The organism is Kitasatospora sp. NPDC058190, assembly GCF_042883685.1.
Taxonomy (GTDB): Bacteria; Actinomycetota; Actinomycetes; order Streptomycetales; family Streptomycetaceae; genus Kitasatospora.
This window is the reverse complement of sequence record NZ_JBHVVI010000001.1, coordinates 119,559-141,347: the sequence shown is the minus strand read 5'-3', so window position 1 is coordinate 141,347 and position 21,789 is coordinate 119,559. Positions and strand designations below refer to the sequence as shown.

General features: G+C 73.7%; 20 protein-coding genes. 8 read left to right on the top strand and 12 right to left on the bottom strand.

Going from position 1 to position 21,789, the window contains the following annotated elements:
• The first annotated feature begins 84 nt into the window (after nt 1-84).
• Nucleotides 85-1,068 (top strand): DUF5926 family protein, encoded by a 984-nt coding sequence (locus ACFVWU_RS00630; protein ID WP_387613537.1) that lies wholly within the window; start codon nt 85-87, stop codon nt 1,066-1,068.
• Between the two features lie 216 nt (nt 1,069-1,284).
• Here ACFVWU_RS00630 and ACFVWU_RS00625 read toward each other — a convergent pair whose 3' ends face one another.
• Nucleotides 1,285-1,947, bottom strand: coding sequence for a bifunctional DNA primase/polymerase (locus ACFVWU_RS00625; RefSeq protein ID WP_387613534.1), 663 nt, complete (start codon nt 1,945-1,947; stop codon nt 1,285-1,287).
• A gap of 621 nt (nt 1,948-2,568) precedes the next feature.
• Here ACFVWU_RS00625 and ACFVWU_RS00620 point away from each other — a divergent pair.
• Nucleotides 2,569-4,017, top strand: coding sequence for a PP2C family protein-serine/threonine phosphatase (locus tag ACFVWU_RS00620; protein WP_387613531.1), 1,449 nt, complete (start codon nt 2,569-2,571; stop codon nt 4,015-4,017).
• Between the two features lie 125 nt (nt 4,018-4,142).
• Nucleotides 4,143-5,642 carry an aminopeptidase P family protein gene (locus ACFVWU_RS00615; RefSeq protein ID WP_387613529.1) on the top strand — a complete coding sequence of 500 codons (1,500 nt, stop codon included), beginning with the start codon at nt 4,143-4,145 and terminating at the stop codon, nt 5,640-5,642.
• A gap of 96 nt (nt 5,643-5,738) precedes the next feature.
• Here ACFVWU_RS00615 and ACFVWU_RS00610 read toward each other — a convergent pair whose 3' ends face one another.
• The 3 genes from ACFVWU_RS00610 to ACFVWU_RS00600 form a co-directional block, all read right to left on the bottom strand.
• Nucleotides 5,739-6,959, bottom strand: a complete 1,221-nt coding sequence (locus ACFVWU_RS00610) for a hypothetical protein (RefSeq protein WP_387613527.1) — start codon at nt 6,957-6,959, stop codon at nt 5,739-5,741.
• A 257-nt stretch (nt 6,960-7,216) separates the two neighbouring features.
• A complete protein-coding gene (locus tag ACFVWU_RS00605; protein ID WP_387613525.1) occupies nt 7,217-8,683 on the bottom strand; it encodes a hypothetical protein in 1,467 nt (488 codons plus the stop codon).
• Entirely contained in the window at nt 8,680-9,366 is a 687-nt protein-coding gene (locus tag ACFVWU_RS00600; protein WP_387613523.1) for an RNA polymerase sigma factor, read from the bottom strand. Before ACFVWU_RS00600 ends, ACFVWU_RS00605 begins: the two co-directional genes overlap by 4 nt.
• Between ACFVWU_RS00600 and ACFVWU_RS00595 the strand changes: the two genes are divergently transcribed.
• Together ACFVWU_RS00595 and ACFVWU_RS00590 are read left to right on the top strand one after the other, a co-directional pair.
• On the top strand, nt 9,365-9,502 hold the full coding sequence (locus tag ACFVWU_RS00595) for a hypothetical protein (protein ID WP_387613521.1): 138 nt from the start codon (nt 9,365-9,367) through the stop codon (nt 9,500-9,502). The genes ACFVWU_RS00600 and ACFVWU_RS00595 overlap by 2 nt on opposite strands.
• 97 nt (nt 9,503-9,599) lie before the next feature.
• The gene (locus tag ACFVWU_RS00590) at nt 9,600-10,688 is read left to right on the top strand and encodes a helix-turn-helix domain-containing protein (protein WP_387613519.1); all 1,089 of its coding nucleotides are present in this window, start codon (nt 9,600-9,602) and stop codon (nt 10,686-10,688) included.
• Between the two features lie 59 nt (nt 10,689-10,747).
• Here the strand turns inward: ACFVWU_RS00590 and ACFVWU_RS00585 are convergent, their stop codons facing one another.
• The 7 genes from ACFVWU_RS00585 to ACFVWU_RS00555 all read right to left on the bottom strand — a co-directional run bounded on the left by ACFVWU_RS00585 (nt 10,748) and on the right by ACFVWU_RS00555 (nt 17,375).
• Nucleotides 10,748-11,518 carry a MerR family transcriptional regulator gene (locus tag ACFVWU_RS00585; protein WP_387613516.1) on the bottom strand — a complete coding sequence of 257 codons (771 nt, stop codon included), beginning with the start codon at nt 11,516-11,518 and terminating at the stop codon, nt 10,748-10,750.
• A gap of 91 nt (nt 11,519-11,609) precedes the next feature.
• The gene (locus tag ACFVWU_RS00580; protein WP_387613514.1) at nt 11,610-12,839 is read right to left on the bottom strand and encodes a hypothetical protein; all 1,230 of its coding nucleotides are present in this window, start codon (nt 12,837-12,839) and stop codon (nt 11,610-11,612) included.
• A gap of 137 nt (nt 12,840-12,976) precedes the next feature.
• Nucleotides 12,977-14,152 carry an LPXTG cell wall anchor domain-containing protein gene (locus tag ACFVWU_RS00575; protein WP_387613511.1) on the bottom strand — a complete coding sequence of 392 codons (1,176 nt, stop codon included), beginning with the start codon at nt 14,150-14,152 and terminating at the stop codon, nt 12,977-12,979.
• Between the two features lie 307 nt (nt 14,153-14,459).
• Nucleotides 14,460-15,038 carry a flavodoxin family protein gene (locus tag ACFVWU_RS00570; protein WP_387613508.1) on the bottom strand — a complete coding sequence of 193 codons (579 nt, stop codon included), beginning with the start codon at nt 15,036-15,038 and terminating at the stop codon, nt 14,460-14,462.
• Between the two features lie 119 nt (nt 15,039-15,157).
• On the bottom strand, nt 15,158-16,045 hold the full coding sequence (locus ACFVWU_RS00565) for an NAD(P)-dependent oxidoreductase (RefSeq protein ID WP_387613505.1): 888 nt from the start codon (nt 16,043-16,045) through the stop codon (nt 15,158-15,160).
• A 174-nt stretch (nt 16,046-16,219) separates the two neighbouring features.
• Complete coding sequence (locus ACFVWU_RS00560; RefSeq protein WP_387613502.1) at nt 16,220-16,645, bottom strand: hypothetical protein; 426 nt, start codon at nt 16,643-16,645, stop codon at nt 16,220-16,222.
• A gap of 169 nt (nt 16,646-16,814) precedes the next feature.
• The gene (locus tag ACFVWU_RS00555) at nt 16,815-17,375 is read right to left on the bottom strand and encodes a heme-binding protein (protein ID WP_387613499.1); all 561 of its coding nucleotides are present in this window, start codon (nt 17,373-17,375) and stop codon (nt 16,815-16,817) included.
• Nucleotides 17,376-17,716: 341 nt separating this feature from the next.
• Here ACFVWU_RS00555 and ACFVWU_RS00550 point away from each other — a divergent pair, with 341 nt between their 5' ends.
• Both ACFVWU_RS00550 and ACFVWU_RS00545 read left to right on the top strand, forming a co-directional pair.
• Nucleotides 17,717-18,946 carry a sensor histidine kinase gene (locus tag ACFVWU_RS00550; RefSeq protein WP_387613687.1) on the top strand — a complete coding sequence of 410 codons (1,230 nt, stop codon included), beginning with the start codon at nt 17,717-17,719 and terminating at the stop codon, nt 18,944-18,946.
• A complete protein-coding gene (locus ACFVWU_RS00545) occupies nt 18,943-19,575 on the top strand; it encodes a response regulator (protein ID WP_387613496.1) in 633 nt (210 codons plus the stop codon). The genes ACFVWU_RS00550 and ACFVWU_RS00545 overlap by 4 nt, the downstream gene beginning before the upstream one ends.
• 462 nt (nt 19,576-20,037) lie before the next feature.
• Here the strand turns inward: ACFVWU_RS00545 and ACFVWU_RS00540 are convergent, their stop codons facing one another.
• Nucleotides 20,038-20,598: a hypothetical protein gene (locus ACFVWU_RS00540; RefSeq protein WP_387613493.1), complete on the bottom strand. Its 561-nt coding sequence runs from the start codon at nt 20,596-20,598 to the stop codon at nt 20,038-20,040.
• Nucleotides 20,599-20,815: 217 nt separating this feature from the next.
• On the opposite strand from ACFVWU_RS00540, the gene ACFVWU_RS00535 reads away from it, so the two are divergent.
• Nucleotides 20,816-21,598 carry an alpha/beta fold hydrolase gene (locus ACFVWU_RS00535; protein ID WP_387613491.1) on the top strand — a complete coding sequence of 261 codons (783 nt, stop codon included), beginning with the start codon at nt 20,816-20,818 and terminating at the stop codon, nt 21,596-21,598.
• Nucleotides 21,599-21,789: the final 191 nt, after the last annotated feature.

Sequence of the window (21,789 nt, the reverse complement as noted above, 5' to 3'; positions counted from 1 at the left end):
CCGCCCCGGCGCGTTCCCGCGCGCCGGGGGAACGTCAGTAGGCTTCCCGGAGCAAAGGACCACCGTTCCCGGGAGAGCCGCACCATGGGCAAGAAGGCCGCCAAGAAGGCGCCGCAGCGCCAGTCCACCACCGCCGTCACGGGCGAGATCCCCGTGGTCGGGGCCCGCGAGGACTGCCCCTGCGGCTCGGGCCGCCGGTACAAGGCCTGCCACGGCCGGGAGGCCTCGCACGCGGTGCAGGAGCTGGTGCACCGCCCGTTCGAGGGCCTGGCGGGCGAGGCCGACTGGGTGGCGCTGCGCGAGCTGGTGCCGGCCGCGACGGTACCGCTGACGCTGGCCGCCGGGGTCGCCGGGACCGCCGCCGGTGATGTCCCGTCGGTGACCCTGGCCACCGTGCTGCCGCTGGCCTGGCCGGCGCTGCGCCGCCAGGACGGCTCGATCCTGCTCGGCCTGCAGACCCAGTCCTCCTCCGGCGACCTCAGCCGCGACCTCGCGGACGCCCTGGAACTGGCCCTGGCCACCGAGCCGGGCACCCCGGTGCCGGCCCGCCGGACCGTCCCGGGCGGGCGCCGCCTGCAGGACCTGCTGGACACCACCGCCGCGTTCACGCCCACCGTGCACACCGGCTTCGAGTTCTGGCTGGAGGACGCCGAGTCCGCCACCGGCGAGGTCGCCGCCTCCCTGGAGCGCGCCAACGCCTCGGCCATCCCGACCGAGAAGCTGGCCGGCCTCGACGCCGCCTACTGGTGCGGCACCCCGGACAAGAACCACCTGCGCTGGGTGATGACCGTGCCCGAGGAGAAGCTGCTGGACGCGCTGGCCCGGCTGAACGCCGCCGGCGAGGCCTCGCTCGGCCCGGACACCCGCCTGGTCGGCTCCTTCCGCGCGCACGGCCTGACCGTCCCGGTGTGGGACCTCCCGCTCGCCATGACCGCCGCCGACTGCGAGAAGCCGGCCGCCGAGTTCGCCGAGCGGCTCGCCGCCGTCCTCGCCGACGAGACCCCGCTGACCGCCGACGAGCGGCGCGCCCGCGCGAACCTGGTGAACCGTCAGGTCACCTTGAACTAAAGCGCGCAGGATCAGGGTGATACGCGTCACATTGTCGCGGTGAAGCCGCAATTTCCGGGCCTGGAGGGCGTCTTGGAAATTGGCGCGGGCGCAGATCCTTGTTACTGTCTAAAGAGTCCGGCCGCTGGTGCATCCCCCGTCGCCAGCGGCCGGATCTTTTGTTTTTCCGGAGCGGCCCGCCGAAGCGGGCCCCGGAACCCCTCCGACGGCGCCCCGTCAGTGCGCCGAGCGGCCACTGTCCAGCCGGACCGTCGCGTCCACCAACTCACCCAGCAGCGGCCCGACCTGCGGCAGCCAGACCCCACCGTCCGCCGACGGCCGCGGCGCCAGCACCCAGCGCACCCTCCCCCAGCCTCCGGCCGGGGGGACCCCCATGGCGGCCCCACCGGGCGGCAGCGGCAGGAAGCCGCCCGGCCCGTGGTAGCGCAACGAGCCCGGCACCCAAGGGAGTTGGGAGAGCATCTCGCCGAGCGCGTCGAGCGAGTACGGGGCCACCAGGAGCGCGTAGCGGCCCGGCATCGCCAGCACCGGGCCGAGCGGCAGCCGCAGCGCGCCCAGGTGGACCAGGGCCCGTGCCCCGGCCGCCGCGGGCAGCGAGACCGCCGAGACGGCGGAGCCGGTGGCGGCCAGCACCGGCGCGTCCGGGCTCTGCCGCTCCCACCACCAGCGCACCATCCGGGCGTCCGTGGTGGCGGCCAGCAGCGAGGGGTCGTGCGGATGCGCGCCGGGCACCGGGCAGTCCGGGTCGCCGCAGGAACAGCGCCCGCCGCACAGGACGGTTCCCGGCACCACGGGCCAGCGGTGTTCGACGGCGGCCGTCAGGGCCGCGTCCAGCCGGGCGGACGACTCCTGCGACCGGCTCTTCGGGTTCTCACGCATGGCGCTCGTTCCTTTCCCTGACCGCTCGGTTCGCTCCGCCCCACGGCATCCGGCGGGACTCGCCACGCGGGCCCGCGACGGCACGGCCCCGGGCGGCGCGAAGCGGGGGGCGGGCGGCATGGCGGACGGCGCGGCTACGACGTGGAGCACGGTGTGGAGCACGACATGAGAAGGGCCGCGCACTGGAACAGCCCTTGGAACGAGAATCCCGTATGCGACCGGATGGACGCCGCCCGGGCGCGCTTGGTTCCACCGTACGAGTGAGAGACTTCCGGACAGCCCGCCGCACGGGCGGCACGGACATACGATCCGGACGGCCGCCCGGTCCGTCCTCTCGGTTCTGCCCGCTCCCGGCCCGCTCCATGCCTCCGGACCCGACCGGCGCGCACACCGACCACGCACGCCCTCCGACCGGAGTGATGACGACGTGGAACCGGCCACCGCGTCGTCCTGGATCTGGACATGCCCCGAATGGCCTGTGTAGAAGTGGTGGCATTGCTGTCGATCAATGACGAGTAGTAGCGAATCGAGGCGAAACACGCCCTTTGGCCGTGCTCGCTCCACATCGGGCCGTATCTGGGGGTTTCGCATGGCACGTAGCACCGCGTCAGGAGTGGCGGCATGACCGAGTCCCACGCGTCGACGTCCCACCCGTCGCCGACGACTGCCGAGCTGGGCGAACCCGGTTGCGCGGGCGGGCTCACCGTCCTCGACCCGCCCGGCCTGCTCGCCCCCGCCGACGCGCCGGAGGGCGCCGCGGACGACCTCACGGCACCGTCCGCCACCGTGCAGGACCGTTTGGCCGGACGCCTGTCCGACATCACCAGCCTGCACGAGCACACCGAACGGCTCGCCCGCGCCCGCGGCCTCGCCGCCACCCTGGACGCCGTCCTCGCCTCCGGCGCCGCGCTGCTCGGCGCCGGCCGCGGCGTCCTGGTCACCCTGATGCCCGACGGCGGCCCCGGCCAGCCGGTCGGCCTCGGCCTCGACCGGGCCAGTCTCGGCGCCCTGGAGACCGTCCCGACCGAGCAGAGCCTGCTCGCCCGGCTGCTGCGCGAACAGGACCGACCCGAACAGCTGCACTCCGCCGACCTCGCCGAGGACCCGGCCATCGGCGCCCGGCTGCGCGAACTCGCCGTCCACCTCGGCCTCGGCGGCGCCTTCGGCCTGCCGCTCGCCACCGCCGAGGACGGCCCGCTCGCAGCCGCCGTCTGGTTCTACGACCGGCCCGCCGAGCCCGCCGACCGCCGGCGCGAACTCGCCCTCCGCTACTGCGAGATCGCCGCCCCGCTGCTCGCCAAGCAGCTGGAGGCCGAACGCACCCGCCGCACCACCGAAGCGCTGCGCCGCGGCCTGCTGCCGGACCACCTCCCCCGGCCGGACGGGCTGCGGCTGGCCGCCCGGCTCCTCCCGGCCGGCCTGGACCACTCCTGCGGCAGCGACTGGTACGACGCCATCCCGCTGCCGGACGGCACCGTCGGCCTCACCGTCGGCTCGGTCTCCGGCGACGGCCCCGGCGCGGGCCCCGGCTCCGCCCCCGGCGCGGCCGCCGCGATGGGCCGGGTCCGGGCCGCGCTGCGGGCGTACGCGGTGCTGGAGGGCGAGGACCCGGTCTCCGTCCTCGGCGACCTGGAGCTGCTGCTCAAGACCACCGAGCCGGGCCGCACCGCCACCGCCGTCTACGCCTGGGTCGAGCCCGAGGAGCGCCGGATCACCCTCGCCGGCGCCGGGCACTGCCCGCCGATCCTGGTCGGCCGGCACGGCGCCGAGTTCGTCGAGACCTCGCTCTCCGCACCGCTCGGCATGCTGACCTGCTGGGAGGCACCCGGGGTGGAGTTCACCGCCGAGCGCGGCGACACCCTGCTGCTCTACACCGAGGGCCTGGCCCGCCGCTGCGGCCCGACCCTGCACGCCGGGCAGGCCAACCTGCGCCGGGCCGCCGCCGGCGCCCCGCGCGACGTGCGGATCGACCCGGACCGGCTCTGCGCCCACCTGCTGGCCGTCTGCCCCGGCCCGGACGCCGCCCCGGCCACCGACGACCTGATGATGCTGGCGGCGCGCTTCGAGTAGGCATACGAACCCCGAATCGGTGAGCGGCCGGGCGTCCGTACCATGGACGCACGGCCGCCCGCGCGTGTCGCGATCCGACACCTCCCCCGACGGGCGGCGGTACCACCCCCAAGGAGGCGTTGCACGTGACCGAGGACCGGACCCCCGCGGTGGCCGAGAACCCCGAGGCCGATGGCGGCGAGGAGCCGCGGCAGTTCAGTGGCCGCAAGAACGGCCTCTACGGCGAGATCTCGGACGAGCTGTCCGCCTCGATGAAGTCCGGCTGGGCGGACACCGAGCTGCACGGCCTCGCCCCGATCGCCCAGGCCCCGTACGCGGCCGAGCGCCGCGCCAAGCTCTCCGCCGCCTACCCGGGCCAGCGCCTGGTCGTCCCCGCCGGCAACCTGCGGGTGCGCGCCAACGACACCGACTACAGCTTCCGCGCCGCCAGCGAGTACGTGCACCTCACCGGTGACCAGACCGAGGACGCGGTGCTGGTCGCCGAGCCGACCGGCGAGGCCGGCCACGAGTTCACCCTCTACCTGCTGCCCCGCTCGAACCGCGAGAACGGCGAGTTCTGGCTGGACGGCTACGGCGAGCTGTGGGTCGGCCGCCGACACAGCCTGACCGAGCAGGAGCAGCTGCTCGGCCTGCCCGCGCGCGACGTCCGCAAGGCCGCCGAAGAGCTGGCCGAGCGGGCCGGGGACGCCGCCGTGCCGACCCGCATCGTCCGCGGCTACGACGCCGGCCTGGAGGCCGCGCTGGCCGAGGTGCTGGACGCCGACAAGGACGCCGAGTTCAAGGAGTTCCTCAGCGGCCTGCGGCTGGTCAAGGACGAGTGGGAGATCGGCGAGCTGCGCGCCGCCTGCGACGCCACCGTCAACGGCTTCACCGACGTGGTCCGCGAGCTCGGTCAGGCCGTCGCCACCTCGGAGCGCTGGATCGAGGGCACCTTCTGGCGCCGTGCCCGGGTCGAGGGCAACGACGTCGGCTACGGCACCATCGCCGCGGCCGGCCCGCACGCCACCACCCTGCACTGGGTCCGCAACGACGGCGACGTGCGCCCCGGCGAGCTCCTGCTGCTGGACGCGGGTGTGGAGACCCACACCCTCTACACCGCCGACGTCACCCGCAGCCTGCCGATCAACGGCCGCTTCACCGAGCTGCAGCGCAAGATCTACGACGCGGTGTACGACGCCCAGGAGGCCGGCATTGCCGCGGTCAAGCCGGGCGCCCGCTTCCGCGACTTCCACGAGGCCTCGCAGCGCGTCCTCGCCGAACGCCTGCTCGCCTGGGGCCTGCTGGACGCCTCGGCGTACGACGTCGAGAAGGTCCTGGAGCTCGGCCTGCAGCGCCGCTGGACCCTGCACGGCACCGGCCACATGCTCGGCCTGGACGTCCACGACTGCGCCCACTCGCGCCGCGAGGAGCACGTCGACGCCCTGCTGGTGCCCGGCATGGTGCTCACCGTCGAGCCCGGCCTGTACTTCCAGCAGGACGACCTGACCGTGCCGGAGGAGTACCGCGGCATCGGCGTCCGGATCGAGGACGACATCCTGGTCACCGCCGAGGGCAACGAGAACCTCTCGGCGGGGCTGCCGCGCCGCTCCGAGGACGTCGAGGCGTGGATGGCCTCGCTCGCCTGACCCACCGCACGACGGACCCGATGAAGGGGCCGGCCTCCCGAGCAGTGGGAGGCCGGCCCCTTCGGCTTCGGCGGAGGTCGTCCGCCAGGTGCGGGCTCAGCCCTTGCTGTACGGCTGGACCAGGGAGTCCGCGCTGTGGTGGCCGCCCGCGACCCCGCCGACCTCGATGGCCACCGGCCCGGCGAACCGCGCCACCGCGACCCGGAAGGTGTACGGGACCGAGCTGCCCGGGAGGAGGTCCGCCAGCTCGGTCGGCTCCACCCCGAGCCGACCGTTGCAGTCCTGGACCGTCTTGAAGGTCTTCCACTCGTTGCCGACCTTCGCCTGCACCACCACGTCCGACGCGGACAGCTGCTGGCTGTTCCGGGCGGACAGGAACACCGACGGGTGCAGCCGGGTGACCCCGTCCGGCGAGGAGAGCGTGTAGGAGAACTCGGTCGGGGCCCCGCCGAAGACCAGCAGGCTCGGGTCGGAGACCGAGTTCACCACCGGGCGGTGGTCGTCGACGACCTTCGTGGTCACCACGTTCTTCTCCATGTCCTTGAACGACGTGGCGTGCGGGGCCGGGGCGTCCGCCTCGACGGCCAGGCTGCCCGGACGGTTGCTCACGTCCAGCCGCATCCGGTACTCGACCGTCCGGCTCTCGCCGGCGGCCAGGGTGAAGGCCGCGTCGTTGCCGGTGGAGGCGTAGTCCATGCCGCCGCCCTGGCTCAGCGACGGCAGGGCCTTCCAGCCGGAGGCGTCCTTGCGCTCCAGCGTGCCCTCCGCCATCGCGAGAACCATCGAGCACGGTGCGCCCTCGTACTGCTGGGTCGCCACCACCGGCGCCACCTGACGGCTGCCCGTGGAGTCGTTGTTCTTCCAGGTCACCGAGAAGGAGACCTTGTCACCCACCTGGATCCGCTGGCCCTCGCCCAGGCCGTCGAAGGTGATCCCGATTCCACCGGACGACGCGGGCTCGGTGGCCGTGGCGGTGGGCTTGGCGGTGGGCTTGGCGCTGGGCTTCGCGGTGGCGGTGGGCTTGGCGGTCGGGGTGGCCGTCGGGGTGGCCGCGCCCCGGTGGTCCGCGGCGGGGGTCGACGCCCCGGCGGCGGGGGTCCCGCTGGTCGGCGCGGGCGCGGAGGGGGTGGCGGAGGGGGTGGTCGACGGGGTGCCGGCGGGGGTCGACGGTGCGGTGACCGCAGGAGCGGCGGAACGCGTGGCGCTCGGGGCGGCCTGGACACCGTTCTCCGGGGAGTCGCAGGCGGAGACACCGATGGCGGCGACGACAGCGAGAGGGACAATCTTCGCAATACGGGCGATAACGGACGCGCTCATGTGACAGTCCCCCCAGAGGACACGGTGATGGTGGTGATCGGATGAACGGGCGCCTTGCCTTCGCGCCCCGAGGAGCCGGCCCGAGCTCCGGCCCCGCCGGCTCGCTCTCCCCGCCTCTCACCCTGATAGACGTCCATCCCGGCAGGGGGTTGCAGGTGGGTTCGGAAATTTCTTCGCGGCCTCGCCCCGGAACGCCGAAAGGCGCCGCGACCAGGGAAAATCCTGGTCGCGGCGCCTCAAGAACAGCCGCGGGAGGGCTACTTCACGACCTTCACCACCTGGCTCACCTCTCCCAGGACGGTCAGCGGCGCCAGCGTCCCCGGCGGGTACGGCAGCGTCGCCTGGGCGACCAGCGGCATCTCCCCGGGCCCGTCCGCCGGGTCCAGGGACATCCGGTACGTCACCTTCCGACTCTCGCCCGGCGCCAGCGAGAACCAGGCCGCCTTGTCCACCATCGCGTAGTCCATGCCGCCCCCGACCGAGAGCGGAATCTGGACCCAGGAGCCTGCGTCCTGGCGCTCCAGCTTGCCCGCGTTGATCGGGAGGGCCTCGCCTGGGCTCCCCGGGTAATCCTTGGTGTACACCAGCGGCTGGACCTGCGCGTAGGCCTTCTGGCCGGTGTTCCGGTACGTCACCGTGAACGTCACCGGAGTGCCGCTCGTGGACACCTGCTGCCCGGCGCCGAGACCGCTGGCGTCGATCGCGACGGCGATGTCCTTGCTGGTCGCCGCGGTCGGGGTGGACGTCGGGCTCGGCGCCTTGTGGCCGCTCACGTCCAGGCTGTTGACGATCGTCGTCAGGCCCGCCTGGTAGTCCTCCTTGAGCCCGTTCGCCACGACGAAGACCTGGTCCGAACTCATGCCCCACAGCTGGGCCGTGAAGGTGTCACCGGCATTGCAGCCGACGTTCCACTGCGTCTTGTCGATCGTCTTCCCCGCCACGGTGGGCTTGGTCCGCACCGGCGCGCCGACCGAGGAGTAACCGTTGGTGGGGAAGTAGGGCCGGCCCCAGATGGGGCAGTTCGGCTGGTGGCCCCAGCCGCTGGCGGAGGCCAGGTCGGCCGTCGTGGGCCAGGCGCCGCCTTCGAGTTCGTCCGGGCTGTTGTAGGCCACGACCAGGACGCCGTACGGCTCGCACTGCGCCTGCTTCCAGTTCTGCTGCGGGTCCGTGGGGGCGCCCGGGCTCAGGACGCAGACCCGGTCGGCCGAGACCGGCACGGCCTTCCAGCCGGCCGGGACCTTGAACTTGACGCCCCGAAGGGTGTACGAGCTCGCCGGGCTGGTCGCCGTGGGACTGGAGGACGGGGTGGCGTCCGCGAGCGGGACGTCCGTCTCCGCGTCACCGGTCGGGGTGCCGGTGTCGGTGGGGGTGGGGGCGGCCGTCGGGCTCGGGGTGTCCGTCGGGGTCGGGGTGGCCGTCGGGCTCGGGGAGGTGGTGATGCTGGCGGCCGGGGGCGGGGGGACGTCCTGCTTGGCGACCGGGTCGCCGTGGATGGCGAGCACGCCGATGGCCAGGGACGCGGCCAGGGCGAGGATCGGCGCGGTGGTCAGGTACACCGGGCGCAGCCTGCGGATCCGGCCCTTCGGGGGTGCGGCCGGGCGCAGGTCGTGGGCGTTGACCATGGAGGCCCGGGCGTTCATCGCCTCGCGGAGCAGCCGTTCCATCGGGGTCTCGGCCGGCCCGTCGCCGTCACCGCCGCCCGAGCGGGGGAACTTGTCGGTCATCGAACCTTCTCCAGGTGCTTTTCCAAGGCGTCCAGGGCCCGGCTGGCGGTGGACTTCACGGCGCCCCGGGAGAGTCCCAGGGTCTCGGCTATCTGCGCCTCCGACATGTCGGACCAGTAGCGCAGCACCAGCACCTCACGCTGGCGGGGGGTCAACTCCTGCAGGGCGACGAGGACTCGCCGGTGCTCGTCGTTGAGCACCGCGTGGTCCTCGGCGGAGGGCGCGTCGGCCTCGTGCGGGGGCACGTACTCCCGGGCGGTCTTGCGGCGGCGCAGCATCGAGCGGGCGCCGTTGACCACCGCGGTCCGCAGGTATCCGAGGGCGTTGTCGAGGTCGTCCAGGTTCTCGCCATGGCGCTGGTAGAGCTGGGTGAAAGCTTCCTGCACGACGTCCTCGGCCAGGTCCTGATGGTCCACCAGGAGCACGGCCATCCGCACCAGGCCCAGCCGGTGGGCGTGGTACAGGTCGGTCAGGGTGGGCCGCTCCTCCGCGGGCTTGCGCCCGCCGCGCAGCAGCCGGAAGCCGGAGCGGCGCTGTGCCGCCTGCTGGTCGGAGCTGAGGTCGGCGGTCGGCGCGCCGGCCTCCTGGGCCTCCTGCGCGCCGAACAGCGCGGCGACCACGCCGCGGACGGAGAAGCCGCGCCGCCCCGCCGGCACGGCGATCGGCCCGATGGCCATGGACATGTACGGTCTGCTTTCCCCCGGGACGGTGACGGCGTTCGCCGGACCGTCAGGTCACCTGATCAAGATCGTGATCGGGGAGATCCTCGCAGCCGCCCTCGGCCCGGTTCTCTCCGCCCCCGTAGCAATGGACGTGTGACGGGCGTGGAGGTTGCAGGGGGATTCGCGAAAAGTTCCGAGGTGGCCACGACGGCTACACTCACCGGGATTCCGCCACCCGTGAGCAGGGGGTTCGCATGGCCGAGCAGCACGCCGGGCAGCACGTCGAGAGCACGGCCGGCGCGGACGCCGGCGCGGACGTCCGACCGCGCCCGGTGGCCGTCGTCATCGGCCGTCGCCCGGAGCCCGTGCACGATGTCGCGGTGTACGCCTTCGAGGGCATGGCGCCGTTCGAACTCGGCGTGGTGGTCGAGGTGTTCGGGCTGGCGCGGCCGGAGCTGAGCGGCCTGCTGGCCGCGCCCTGGTACGGGCTGAAGGTGTGCGCCGACCGGCCCGGGACGGAGTTGGACGCGGTGGGCGGCTTCGCGCTGACCGCCAAGTACGGGCTGGACGACCTGGCGGCCGCCGACACCGTGGTGGTCCCGGGGGTGCGCAACGCCTTCAGCGGCGAAGTGTCCCCCGAACTGGTCGAGGCGCTGCGGACGGCGCACGAGCGCGGCGCCCGGATCGTGTCGATCTGCTCGGGCGCCTTCGCGCTGGCCGCCGCCGGGCTGCTGGACGGCCGGGAGGCCACCACCCACTGGCGGTACGCCGAACTGCTCCAGCAGCGCTACCCGAAGGTGCTGGTCAACCCGGACGTGCTGTACGTGGACAACGGTGACGTGCTCACCAGCGCGGGCAGCGCGGCGGGGATCGACCTGTGCCTGCACCTGGTCCGGCGGGACCACGGCGCCAAGGTGGCCAACACCGTGGCCCGTCGCTTCGTGGTGGCGCCGCACCGGGACGGCGGGCAGGCGCAGTTCATCGAGGCCGCCGTCCGGCCGGTCGAGGAGGAGGACGACGGGATCGCCCGCAGCATGCAGTGGGCGCTGGACCACCTGGCCGACCAGCTGACCGTCTCGGTGCTGGCCCGGGCGGCCCGGATGTCGGACCGCTCGTACCTGCGGCACTTCACCGCGCGCAACGGCACCAGCCCGATGCGCTGGGTCGTCACCCAGCGCATCGCGGCCAGTCTGTCGTTGCTGGAGTCCCCGGACGGGACGGTGGAGGAGATCGCCGCGGCGGTCGGCTTCGAGAGTGCGGCGACCTTCCGCCACCACTTCGGCCGGGTGATGCGCACCTCACCGACCGCCTACCGGCGCTCCTTCGGGCGCGGGGTGGCGTAGCCGCCGCTTCCCCCGTACCGGCGGCTCCCCCGTGGCCGCCGCTCCCCCCGTGGCGGCGGCTACGCCTTCTCGCTCCGGTCCGCGTTGGCGAGGATGGCGTCGTGCAGCCACTGCGCCAGGCCGGGGGCGAGGTCCTCGTAGGTGGTGGTCCAGCGCGGGTCCGAGACGTACAGGCACGCCAGACCGCGGTGGATGGTGAACGTGCAGTCGTAGAAGTTCCGGCAGATGTGCTGCCGGTGGGCCTCGGCGAGGTCCATGGCCGCGGTGCCGTCGGCGGGCTCGCCGGCGGTGACCGCCTCCACCAGGCGGTTGTTGAGCTCGGTCATCTCGTTCTGGATGCGCTGCCAGTCGGCCTTGGTGTAGCCGCCGGTGCGGCGCTGGGACTCGGCCCAGGCCTCGGTGTCGCCCCAGCGCTGCTCGGCCTCCTGCTCCCACTCCTCGCGGTAGCCCTCACCGAAGATCTCGAACTTCTCCTCCGGGGTCAGCTGAATGCCCATCCTGCGTGCCTCCATGGCGTGTTCGACGGCGGTGGCGAGTTCCTGGAGGTGCCTGATCCGGTCGGTGAGCAGTCGGTGCTGCCGCCGGAGGTGTTCGCTCGGGCTGACCGAGTCGTCGTCCAGGATCGCCGCGATCTCCTCCAGGGGGAATCCGAGCTCGCGGTAGAACAGGATCTGCTGCAGCCGGTCGAGGTCGGCGTCCACGTACCGGCGGTAGCCGGTCCGGGTGCGGCCCGCGGGGGACAGCAGTCCGATCTCGTCGTAGTGGTGCAGGGCGCGGACGGTGACCTTGGCGATCTTCGCCACGGCGCCGACCGAGTAGTCCTCGTTCATCCGGGTTCCCTCCCTGGTGCTGACCACAACCCTCCGCTCTCACGTCGCGTGAGGGTCAAGCCACAGGGTCGAACCGTCGGCGCGGAGGGTCTCAGGTGCCCGCGCCGACCAGCACCCGCTCGCGCCGCCGGGCGGTGCGGCGGCGTCCGTCGCCGCCCTGGGCCGGGGGGCGGGGTCGCCGGGTCCGTTGGGTGGGCCAGAACAGCACGTACCCGGCGGAGACCACCACGAAGGCGAGCCGGACGAAGCCGCGGGCCGAGTCGGACGGGAGGAACAGCGTGCCGCCGTACAGCGCGGCCAGCGCGATCCAGCTCCACCACGGGACCAGCCGCTTCTGTCCGACCGCGTCCCAGAGCAGGGTGCCGAGCAGGATCGAGGCCGTGTAGTACGTGTAGACGCTCGGGTCGAGCAGGATCCGGGCGTCCGCGCCCAGCAGCACCACGGCCGGCCAGCGGCCGCGCCAGACGGCGACGCAGCCGAGGCCGATGCCGAGCGCGAACTGGGTCGGACGGTCCCACCAGGGGGTGGAGGGGTCGGTGACCCCGAACCAGCGCAGCGCGGAGGCGGGCTGGTTCGGGATGGTGAACTTGGCGGCCGCCAGGGTGTCCAGGTTGCCCAGGTAGAACGGCAGCCAGGCGACCGCCACCAGGACGCAGAACCAGATCACGGTGCGCAGCCAGGCGGGCCGGGGCAGGGCCAGGATCAGCGGGGCGAAGGCGATCGCCCAGGGCTTGGAGTCCACCGCCAGGGCCAGGAAGATCGCGACCTGGGTGGGCTTGCCGCGGGCCAGGGCGTGCGCGGCGAGGGTGGTGAAGAACAGCGCGAGGACGTCGTCCAGGTGCGCGAAGCGGACCGAGACCTCGACCCACATCGGGATGAACGCCAGTCCGGCGATCAGCAGGCGCTGCTGGAGCCGGCGGTGGTTGGTGCCGGTGCCCAGGTAGTACAGGGCGGCGGTGCGGCCGATCAGGACCAGCATCACCAGGCCGAGCCCGGCGCTCACCGCCTCCGCGACCAGCTGGCCGACGTGCGGTGAGAACGGGGCGGTGAGCCGGGCGGCGGCCAGGCTGACCGGGCCGATCTGCAGCTCGGGGTGGTGGGCGTAGAGCGCGAGGCCGCCGTCGGCCTGGTGGCTGAAGAGCAGCTGCTCGCCCTGGCGCAGGTAGTGCCAGGAGAACCCGCCGCTGGGCTCGACCAGGAAGAACCAGAGGATCGTCCAGGCGGTCAGCAGGACGTGGTGCCTGCGGAGCGGAAGTCCTGCGATCCGCCCGGTCGCGGCTTCGTAGTCGGTGGTGGTCTGTGCCGTACGTACTACCCGCACCTGTCCCTCTCCCCGCCGTTCCGCCCCCCTCCGGCCGGACATCCTATGTGACGGAGAAGTACCGCCCGTGCCGCCCGGGTGTCCGTACGAACGGACGGCCGGGCGGCACGGCGGCACTCACGGAGCTCCCCCTGGGGTCAGCTCTGCTGGCCCGACTTGCGACGACGCAGCACCACGAGGGTGCCGACACCGGCGACCAGGACGGCGCCGCCGGTGGCCGCGATCGCGGTGGTGTGATCACCGCCACCAGTGGTGGCGAGGGACTTGTCCGCGGTGGCGGCAGCGGTCTTGGCCTTGGTGACACCGCTCGGGGTGATCTTCGGCGGGGTGACGGTCGGGTTCTGCACCGGGAAGTCGATCGGCTGCGGGGCGTCGGTGGTGCTGTCGCCGGACGGCACCGGGGCGCCGGTCGCACCGGAGTCGGACGGCGAGGCGGACGGCGAACCGGTGCCGGTGGCCGGGGCGGTCGGCGCCGTGGTCGGCGTCGTCGGCTCGGCGGTGGGCTTCGTCGGCTCGGTGGTGGGGGTCGAGGTGGCCGTCGCGGTGGCGGTGGCCGGGGCGGTCGGCGACGCGCTGGAGGTCGGCGTGTGGCTGGCCGTGGGCGAGCTGCTCGCGGTCGGGCTCGGCTTGCCGGTCTTGGTCGGGGTGGGGGTCGGGGTGGGCTTGCCGCCGCCGGCCTTGATGGTGAAGCCGGCGCCCTTGATCCCGTCACAGCTGAAGCCGCCGTGGTCGTTCTCGTCGTTGACGTCGGCGGAGTAGACCACCGGCACGACACCGGCCTTGCCCAGCGGGGTGTCCTTGGTGAAGGAGGCGCGGACCTTGATGTCGACGCTCTTGCCCTGGGCGAGGTAGAGCAGGGCGCCGTCGGCGGCGTCACCGTCGGCGGTGACATCGCCGAGGAACATCAGCACGGCGCTGTCGTCGCCGTCGCCGCCACCGGGGGCGATGACGGCGGTCTTCCAGGTGCCGCCGCCGGGCAGCGAGGCCGGCAGCTGGTACTCGAGCTTGAGGTCCTTCGCCTTGAGCGTGCCCGCCTTGTTCTTGAACTTCAGCAGCGGGAAGGCGACGAAGTCGGTCTTCGTCGAGTTGTCGATCCGGTAGGTGAACTCGCGGGCGTCACCACCGGCGATGAAGGTGCCGGGAACGCCGTGCACCGAGAGGTCGAGGGCCTGGTGGCTCGCCTTCTCGGCCGGGGCGGCGGCGGACGGCGTGCCGGTGACACCGACGGCCATGGCGCCCTGGGCGCCGGCCAGCACGAGCGAGGAGGCGAGCGCGGCGGCGCCGGCAAGGGCAAGACTGCGACGTATGGACAAGGAGACCTCACGGAAGTGTCCGGGCGAGGCCCGGGCGCGAGGGGGCGGCCGCAGACGCCGCGAAACCCCCCGCGAAGCTGAAAGTCCGACGGAGAGTACCGAACGATCCAGCCACTCCGGAAGGCAGGTGCCGTGCTGTGGTCCGCGCCCGACCCCGGGGCGCCCGAATCGTCCAACTCCGTCCGTCTGTACGGCTTTTATGCCTCGCCAAGAGATGACCGCGGAGTGACGGGTACACGTCCGGACGACGGTACCGCACGGGCCCGGATGGCGTGAATGCGTCACTCCGCGGGGAGGCCGGGGAATCTCAGTCCGCGAAGAAGGACTTGGCCGCGATCAGCGCCCGCTCGTCGCGCAGGACGTCCCCCGGGCGGGTGCCGTTGCCGAGCAGCGCGCCGCCCCAGCGCATCCCCATGTACTCGGCGGTCAGCCGGAGCGTGCCGATGAGCGGCTCGGCCTTGTCGTCCCCGGTGGCGAGGGCGGTGACGCCCCAGACGGTGCCGCCGCGGAGCGCGGAGCGGAAGTCCAGGCCGGGCACCCGGAACCAGGCCGACCAGTAGTCGAGGTAGAGCTTGGCGGTGGTCGGCAGCGAGTACCAGTACAGCGGCGCGACGAAGACCAGGTCGGTGGCTTCGAGGGTGGCCTCCAGCAGGGTCCGCTCGTGCCCGACCGGCTCGGGGTAGCGGCCGTCACCGGTGTGCCGCAGGTCCTGGAAGGGCGGCAGCGGGTGGTCGGCGAGCCGCAGCCAGCGCTGCTCCGCGCCGGCCGGCAGACTCGACTCGGCGGCCAGCCGGGCGAGTCGCTCGGAGTTGCCGCCGACGCGCGCGCTCGCGTCGAGGAACAGGAAACGGCGTGGCGCCTGGGCGCCGGGCGGCTGGTCGGACATCGGACACTCCCCCGGTCGGGTGCTGCGGACGGAGGTGCGAGCACCCGTCGCGCGCCGGTTATTCCGCGCCCGCGCCCCGGAGAACCGCAGGTGGGCCAGTCCGTCAGCCCGCCGGCCCGTCAGCCCGTCAGCCCGGCCCGGCGACGGGCGACCTCGGCGACGGCGGCCCAGTCCTTGTCCCCGTCGCCGTGGGCCAGCGCGTCCAGGAAGGCGTCCCGCAGGATGCCGCCGAACGGCAGCGGGACGTTGCGCTCGGCCCCGGCCGCGAGGGCGAGGCCGACGTCCTTGAGCCCGAGCGGCAGCCGGAACCCGGCCGGCTCGTAGCGGCGTTCCGCGACCATCGAGCCGTAGCCGGAGTAGACCGGCCCCGGGAAGAGCGTGCCGGTGAGCATCTCCACCAGGTCGGTGGGTCGCACTCCGTGGGCCTCGGCCAGGCTGCACGCCTCGGCCATCGACTCGATCGCGCAGGCCAGCAGGAAGTTGGTGCTGATCTTGGCGGTGTTGGCCTGCCGGGGGCTGTCGCCGAACCGCCAGGTCCGCTCGCCCATCGCGGCGAACAGCGGCTCGGCCCGCTCCAGCAGCTCCGGCGCGCCCGCGGCCAGGATGTTGAGCCGGCCCGCCGCCGCGACCGGGGGCCGGCCGAGGACTGGCGCGGCGACGTAGCCGATGCCGTGCTCGGCGTGCAGCGCCTCGGCGCGCTCGGCGAGCGCCAGCGAGACGGTGGCCATGTTGACGTGCAGGGTCGCGCCCGCGCCCGCCAGCAGCCCGGGGTCGAGCAGCAGCCGCTCGAACGCCTCGTCGTTGGCCAGCATGGAGACCACCGTGTCGGCGGCGAAGACCTCGGCGACCGTGCCGGCCGCCTCCGCGCCCTGGGCCACCAGGGCGGCCACCGGCTCGGGCGAACGGTTCCAGACCCGTACGGCGTGGCCGGCCCGCAGCAGGCTGCCGGCCATGCCCTGCCCCATCGCGCCCAGCCCCACGAAACCGACCGTCGTCGTCCCGGTCATCCGCGCACTCCCGTCGCCGTAGCCGTAGCCGTCCGTTCGTGGCCGACTGTACGTCAGGGCGGACCGGCGCCGGGTGGCTCGGCTCCGGAGTCGTCGCGCGCCGGGGTGGTTGGGTTCCGGAGTCGTCGGGCGCCGGGGTGCTCGGACGGCCGGAGCGGTCAGGCGCCGGGGTGGTCAGGCGCAGACGCGCGCACGCCGGTGGCTGCGGTTCGCGGCGGCCCCGCGCTCCAGTTCGGCCACCACCCGGTGGCGCAGCAACTCGTACTGGGCCTGGAGCCGGCCGGGGCGGGCCGGACGGGCGACCGGGCGGCCGGGGCCGACCAGTTCGTCCGGCCCGAACTGCTCGCGGGTGAGGTCGATCTCGAAGCCGGTGGCGAAGCGGTTCCACCAGTGGAGGTCCGTCCGGACCCCGTCGACGCGCACCTCGCCCATCATCAGCTCGCCGCCGAGCAGGTCGTTCACCACCAGCGACGTCACCCCGCACTGGCCGCGGGCGGGATTGTCGGGACGCCAGTGGGCCAGGTCCTCGGGCGCACAGGTGTCGACACCCCAGGAGGAGCGGATCGCACGTTCGATGTCGTTGAGGGTCCACGCCGTCATACCGGGAAGCCTGCCACGCGGCACTGACAACGACACCGGCTTTTCAAAGGGTCATCGCCTGTTCTGCGACGACCCTCCCGGTGTTCACCCGAACGAGGACGCCGCGGCGCTCAGCCCGGAACACGCGTCCAGCCGGTCGGCCACGGGGTGGGCCGACCGGCCGGGTGCGTCACTTCGCCAGGGCGGCGACGCCTGCCTGCGCGAACTGCTCGTCCAGGTCGCCGCTGGGCGCGCCCGCGACACCGATGCCGGCGACCGGAGCGCCCTTGGCCTGCACCGGCGCACCACCGGCCAGGAACAGCGTGCCCGGGATGTCCTTCAGGTTGGGGGCCTGGGCGAGGCGCTTGGCCAGCTCCGAGGTCGGGGCGTTCCAGGAGACCGCCGTGAAGGCCTTGCGCTCGGCCGACTCCGGGGCCTGCGGGCCGGCGCCGTCGCCCTTGAGCAGGACCCGGGTGACGCCGTCGCGGTCGACCACGGCGACCGAGACGTGCTGGCCGGCCTTGGTGGCCGCGTCCAGGGCGGCCTGGGCGGCGCGGGTGGCGGCGTCGATGGTCAGGCCGGTGCTCTGGGCCAGGTCCTTGTTCTGGGTGTCGACCTTGACGGCGGACGGCGCGGCCGGGGTCTCGGTGGTCTCGGCGCTGGCCGAGACGGCGCCCACACCGGCGGCGGCGAGCGCGGCGACGGCGACGGTGCCGGTCAGCACCCGGGTGCGCACGGAGGTCTTCTTCATGGTCCAGCTCCTCAACGGATCTGCGGGGTCTGCGGGGTCTGCGGCCCGCACGGCGGATCGGGCCGCGGCGGATTCGGGGCCGGGCGACGGGGGGACCGCCCGGCTCGGCTTCGATCCTCCGGCCGGATCCGGGCGCGCGGCATCGACGTTCCGGCGCGACCGTCCGGGCATGATGGGGGACGGCGCCGTCAACCGATCGGCTGATGCGGGGCCGGGCCGGACGGGTCACCATCGAGGGATCGGCGCAGGTCAGTGCGCTGAGCGCTGGTACCGCGCGCCGTGCACCGCGCACCGTGCACCGCGTACCGCGTACCGCGTACCGCCAGGAGCCGCCCGTGCAGCTGCCCCGCCCGTCCACCGGTCGGTCCGTCCGCCGGTCCGTCGGCGGCCGCGACGCCGGGGACCCGGACGCGGGCCGGCTGGCGCTGCTGCTGGACTCCGCGTTCCTGCTGCTGCTCGCCGCCTCGCTCAGCCGCTACCTCACCCACCACGCCGGGAGCCCCTGGATCCCCTGGGTGATCGGGCTGAGCGCCACCCTCGCCGTCGCCCGGCCAGCCGCCTCCTGGTTGGACCACCGCCGCCCGCCCGCGCCCGGCCCTCCACGCCGGTGGCCGTTGGCCCTGGTGGTCGCGCTCTGGGTGGTGTTGGTGCTGCTCGCCCCGAGCTTCGCCTGGTGCGCCGTCCCGCTGATCTACACCGCGCTGCGAGCGCTGCCCGCGAAGGCGGCGATCCCGCTGGTGGCGGCGCTGACGCTACTGGTGGTGATCGCCGAGATCCGGCTGCCCGGCGGGGCGGACGCCACCCTCGTCCTGCTGCCGCCCGCGGTGGCCGCGCTGGCCACCGGGGTCTTCCTGTTCATGGCCCGGCAGGCCGCCCGGCAGCGGGCGCTGATCGCCGACCTGGTCCGCACCCGGCGCGAACTCGCCGCCACCGAACGGCGGGAGGGCACCCTCGCCGAGCGCGAGCGGCTGGCGATGGAGATCCACGACACCCTGGCACAGGGCCTGTCCAGCCAGCGGATGCTGCTGCAGGCCGCCGAGCGCACCTGGGACACCGATCCGGCGACCGCCCGTACCCACGTCCGGACCGCCGCCGAGGTGGCCTCCCGGAACCTGGCCGAGGCCCGCCGCTTCGTCCACGACCTCGCCCCGGCCGAGCTGGCCGACGGCGGCACCCTGGACCGGGCGCTGCGGGCGCTGGCCGAGCGGGAGTCCGCCGAGAGCAGGCTACCGGTCCGCTTCCACCTGGACGGCACGCCCGCACCGCTGCCCGCCGCCGCGCAGTCCGCGCTGCTGCGGATCGCCCAGGGCGCGCTGGCCAACGTCCGCGAGCACGCCGCGGCCTCGGCGGCGGCGATCACCCTGTCCTTCCTGGGCGACCAGGCGGTGCTGGACATCGCCGACGACGGACGGGGCTTCGACCCGGACGCGGCCGGTTCCGGCGGCGGGCGCGGGTACGGCCTGCCGGCCATGCGGGCCCGGCTGCGGCAGCTGGGTGGCAGGCTGACCGTGGAGAGCACCCCCGGCGAGGGCACCGTCGTCTCCGCCGTGATCCCCCTGGAGCAGCGATGAACACGACCCCTGTCCGGCTGCTGGTCTGCGACGACCACGCGGTGGTGCGGGCCGGCCTGCTGGCGCTGCTCGCCAGCGCGGGCGACATCGAGGTGGTCGGCGAGGCGAGCACCGGGGAGGAGGCGGTCGCGCTGGCCGCCAAGCTGGCGCCGCGGGTCGTGCTGATGGACCTCCAGCTCGGCGACGGCATCGACGGCGTGGAGGCCACCCGGCGGATCACCGCCGCCCCGGGCGGGCCGCACGTCCTGGTGCTCACCACCTACGACACCGACGCCGACATCACCCGGGCGATCGCCGCGGGCGCCACCGGCTACCTGCTGAAGGCCGAACGCCCGGAGGAGCTGTTCGCCGCCGTCCACGCGGCCGCCCAGGGCCGGACGGTGCTCTCGCCACCGGTCGCCTCCCGGGTGATGGCGCAGATGCGGGCGCCCGCGCCGCAGCTCACCGAGCGCGAGCAGGACATCCTGGAACAGCTGGCGCAGGGCCTGGGCAACCGGGAGATCGCGCGGGCGCTGTTCATCAGCGAGGCGACGGTGAAGACCCATCTGGGCCGGATCTACGACAAGTTGGGCGTGGACACCCGGGCCGGAGCGGTGGCGGTGGCCAAGGAGCGCCGGCTGCTGCGCTGAGCCGGCCGCACGGCCAGGAGGGTCGGCTGCTGCGCTGGGCACTCGCGCGGTGTCACTGTGTGCTGCCATGATGCTCGGAATGTCGGATTCCAGGCGCCGCACTCCACACGCCGAGCCGGTCCCGGGCGCGCGCCCGGCTGCCGTACGTCGCCCTGACCGGCGCACAACTGCCTGGTGGGACGCCTGTTGGAGCAACCAGAACCCGTCCTCACGATTGTGGATTTTTCGTGGATCTCACTATTGACAAACCAACCACGCGGTTTGTTAGCGTGATACCACGACGTCCCCGGAGGTGGGGGCTCGCCGGGGCCTGTGCGGACCGCTCTCGCCGGAGGGTGTTGCCAGGGGGGACGGCGGGATTGCCGGGGTGTCGGGGGGAGCGGCAGCGCCGAAGCCGCGCGACGAGGCGGCGTGGAGCGGGTCCGGGGGGACTCGCTCCACGCCTCCCCCGTGAGCCCCGCATCACATCAGCGCGCTCCAGTACGGGCAGTGCACGTCCGGCAGTGGCGCGGACCCGCCGACCCCCGGCCACTCCGGGCAGGCCACTCCGGGCGAGCTCGCGGTCAACGCGATCTCACCGAACTCACCGATGCTCAGCGCCAGTTGATAGCCGTCGCGGGTGACGGCGGCCACCCCCGCCCGGTCCCGCCCGGCGTTCAGCGAGGTGATCGCCCACCCCCGCCGCCGCCAGTGCCGCTCCACCACCCCCGCCAACTCCGCCTGGCGACACGGCGATACGACGGTGCGCAGGTACCGGCCCCGGGTGACGTACCAGCGCGCCTCCGACTCCCGGCCCGGCAGCGGCAGTCGCGCGCCCGCCCGAGGTGCCGCCGCGCACCAGGCCGGCGCCGGCCGGACGGCGTCCACGGTTTCCCGAAGCAGCGCCTCGCAGCGTTCCGCCGCGTCGAGTTGATCAGCCGTCACCTCCGGGGCCAGCACCGGCCACCAGGCGGGCGCGGACGGGGAGCCGTCGCGACAACCGTCCGGGCATCCGACGTTCAGTTCGGCGCCACCTGACTGCACTGGGCCCTCCGTACTCCTCCCGGCGTTCAACCCGGGCAGGCATTCCGTCACCCCTTGGACGGTGGCCGGGCACGGACAGTTCCGCTCCGCACCGTTCCTCCACCTCGAATTGCACTACACGGTGCAGTTGAATCACTGATCTGCACCGTGTAGTTTACTTCTCATCGCAGCCCGACCGGCTGGCCCGAACCGGATCAGACCAGGAGGAACCCCCGCCATGCCCACCATCACCGTCGGCACCGCCCGCATCCCCTACCGCGTCGTCGGCGACGGCCCCGACACCCTCGTCCTGGTCCACGGCACCGGCCCCGGCTCCGGCATGTGGGACGCCATGCTGGACTCCTTCACCGACCGCTACACCGTGCTGCTGCCGGACCTCTCCGGCAGCGAGGCCGCCGAGGACGACGGCGGCCCGCTCACCCTGGAGACCCTCGCCGAGCAGGTCAACGCCGTCATCGCCGACGCCGGCCGCGGCCCCGTCGACCTCCTCGGCTTCTCACTCGGCGCCGTCGTCGCCACCGCGGCCGCCGCGCTACGCCCCGACCAGGTCCGCCGCCTGATCGCCACCGCCGGCTGGGTCGGCGCCGACCAGGACGAGTACCTGCGACTCTCCATGGCCACCTGGCTCTCCCTCGCCGACCACCCCGAGGCCTTCGGGCGCTACGCCACCCTCACCGCCTTCAGCCGCGACTTCCTCAACCGCATCGGCCGCCAGGCCGTCGAGGCCAACACCGCCTACATGCGGCCGACCCCCGGCACCCTCCGGCACATCGCCCTGGACCTCACCCTGGACCTCACCCCGCTGCTCCCCCGTGTCCAGGCCCCCACCCTGGTGATCGGCTGCACCCAGGACGCCACCGTCCCGGTCGAGAACACCCGCCGCCTCCACGCCGCCCTCCCCACCAGCAGCTACGCCGAGTTCGACACCGGCCACATCGTCCTCGCCGAACAGCCCGCCGCCTTCACCAATACCGTCCGCGACTTCCTCGCCGCCGGATGACCGACGGGCTGCGGGCAACGGGCGGCAGGCTACGGGCGGCGGGCTGTTCGACGACGGGCGGCGGAAGCGGGAGTTGGAGCACACCGCCGCCCAGGCAACAAGCCCCTGCTCAAAACGGCCGATAACCGCGCATGGTGATCCGAATCAAATTGACTGAACGTCAGCTTTTGGGATGAAACTGCCTTGTTAGC